The organism is Streptomyces sp. NPDC059567 (assembly GCF_042735655.1).
In the GTDB taxonomy this organism is placed as follows: Bacteria; Actinomycetota; Actinomycetes; order Streptomycetales; family Streptomycetaceae; genus Streptomyces.
Map to the genome: position 1 here is coordinate 1 of NZ_JBHWBS010000211.1, position 1,838 is coordinate 1,838.

General features: G+C 68.2%; 2 protein-coding genes. One reads left to right on the forward strand and one right to left on the reverse strand.

Annotated elements, in window-relative coordinates; genetic code table 11:
- Window positions 1–47 precede the first annotated feature (47 nt).
- The gene (nadA, locus tag ACFVZW_RS37040) at window positions 48–1,229 is read right to left on the reverse strand and encodes a quinolinate synthase NadA (RefSeq protein WP_384530999.1); all 1,182 of its coding nucleotides are present in this window, start codon (window positions 1,227–1,229) and stop codon (window positions 48–50) included.
- Window positions 1,230–1,490: 261 nt separating this feature from the next.
- Here nadA and ACFVZW_RS37045 point away from each other — a divergent pair.
- Window positions 1,491–1,838 (forward strand): iron-sulfur cluster assembly accessory protein (locus ACFVZW_RS37045; RefSeq protein ID WP_384531001.1); only part of this gene is annotated, 348 nt, incomplete at its 3' end.

Consider the following 1,838-nt stretch of genomic DNA (forward strand, 5'->3'; position numbering starts at 1 on the left):
CGCCCCGCACCATGCGGGGCGCCCTCGGCGTACGTACGGGAGAACCGTTACGGCAGTGCCAGCATCCGCTCCAGCGCCAGCTTCGCGAAGCTCTCCGTCTCCTTGTCGACCTCGATCCGGTTGACCAGGTTGCCCTCGGCCAGCGACTCCAGGGCCCACACGAGGTGCGGCAGGTCGATCCGGTTCATCGTCGAGCAGAAGCAGACCGTCTTGTCGAGGAAGACGACCTCCTTGTCCGGGTGCGCGTCGGCCACGCGGCGGACCAGGTTCAGCTCCGTGCCGATCGCCCACTTCGAGCCGGCCGGGGCCGCCTCCAGCGTCTTGATGATGTACTCCGTCGAGCCGACGTAGTCCGCCGCGGCCACGACCTCGTGCTTGCACTCGGGGTGCACCAGCACGTTCACGCCGGGGATCCGCGCGCGGACGTCCTCGACCGAGTCGAGCGAGAACCGGCCGTGCACCGAGCAGTGACCCCGCCACAGGATCATCTTGGCGTTCCGCAGCTCCTCGACGGTCAGGCCGCCGTTCGGCTTGTGCGGGTTGTACAGGACGCAGTCGTCGAGCGACATGCCCATCTCACGCACCGCGGTGTTGCGCCCCAGGTGCTGGTCGGGCAGGAACAGGACCTTCTCGCCCTGCTCGAAGGCCCAGTCCAGGGCGCGCTTGGCGTTCGACGAGGTGCAGATCGTGCCCCCGTGCTTGCCGGTGAAGGCCTTGATGTCGGCCGAGGAGTTCATGTACGAGACGGGCACGACCTGCTCGGCTACGCCGGCCTCGGTCAGCACGTCCCAGCACTCCGCGACCTGCTCGGCGGTGGCCATGTCGGCCATCGAGCAGCCGGCCGCGAGGTCCGGCAGGACGACCTTCTGGTCGTCGGTGGTGAGGATGTCGGCCGATTCGGCCATGAAGTGCACACCGCAGAAGACGATGTACTCGGCCTCCGGGCGCGCCGCCGCGTCGCGGGCGAGCTTGAAGGAGTCGCCCGTGACGTCGGCGAACTGGATGACCTCGTCGCGCTGGTAGTGGTGGCCGAGGACGAAGACCTTGTCCCCGAGCTTCTCCTTGGCGGCGCGGGCGCGCTCCACGAGGTCCGGGTCGGAGGGCGACGGAAGGTCGCCGGGACACTCCACTCCGCGCTCGCTCTTGGGGTCGGCCTCGCGGCCGAGCAGCAGGAGGGCGAGCGGCGTCGGCTGGACGTCCAGGGGCTGGGCGGTGGTCACGTCACGCACCCTTTCTTTCTGCGGAAGACCTTTTCGTCTAAATGACGCTATCTATCATAACCTCTTCACGTCAGTTTGACGATGGCCATAGTGTCGATGTGACGAATTCGCGGTCCACGGATCGGATCTTGTCGTTCTCCGGACGGCGAGCGGGTGTGCGAGCATGAAGGGGAAAAGACGTGAAGGCCGAGCCTCGCCCGGAATGAATCCGGGGCCCCGCCGGTTGCAACCGTCGGCAAGCAGTCTCCGTACAACCCGGGAGAGAAGCAGATGTCCGTATCGGACGAGAAGACCACTGTCAGCGACGGCATCCTCCTGTCTGACGCCGCCGCGGCCAAGGTCAAGGCCCTGCTCGACCAGGAAGGCCGCGACGACCTGGCGCTGCGCGTCGCCGTACAGCCCGGCGGCTGCTCCGGCCTGCGCTACCAGCTCTTCTTCGACGAGCGTTCGCTGGACGGCGACGTCGTCAAGGACTTCGACGGTGTCAAGGTCGTCACCGACCGCATGAGCGCCCCGTACCTGAGCCCCGCCGCCCTGATGGCCGCCCTCGCCGCCCCCGGCGCCGGCCCCCGCCCCACGGTCCTCGACCCCGCCTCCGGCACCGGCACGCTGCTCCGC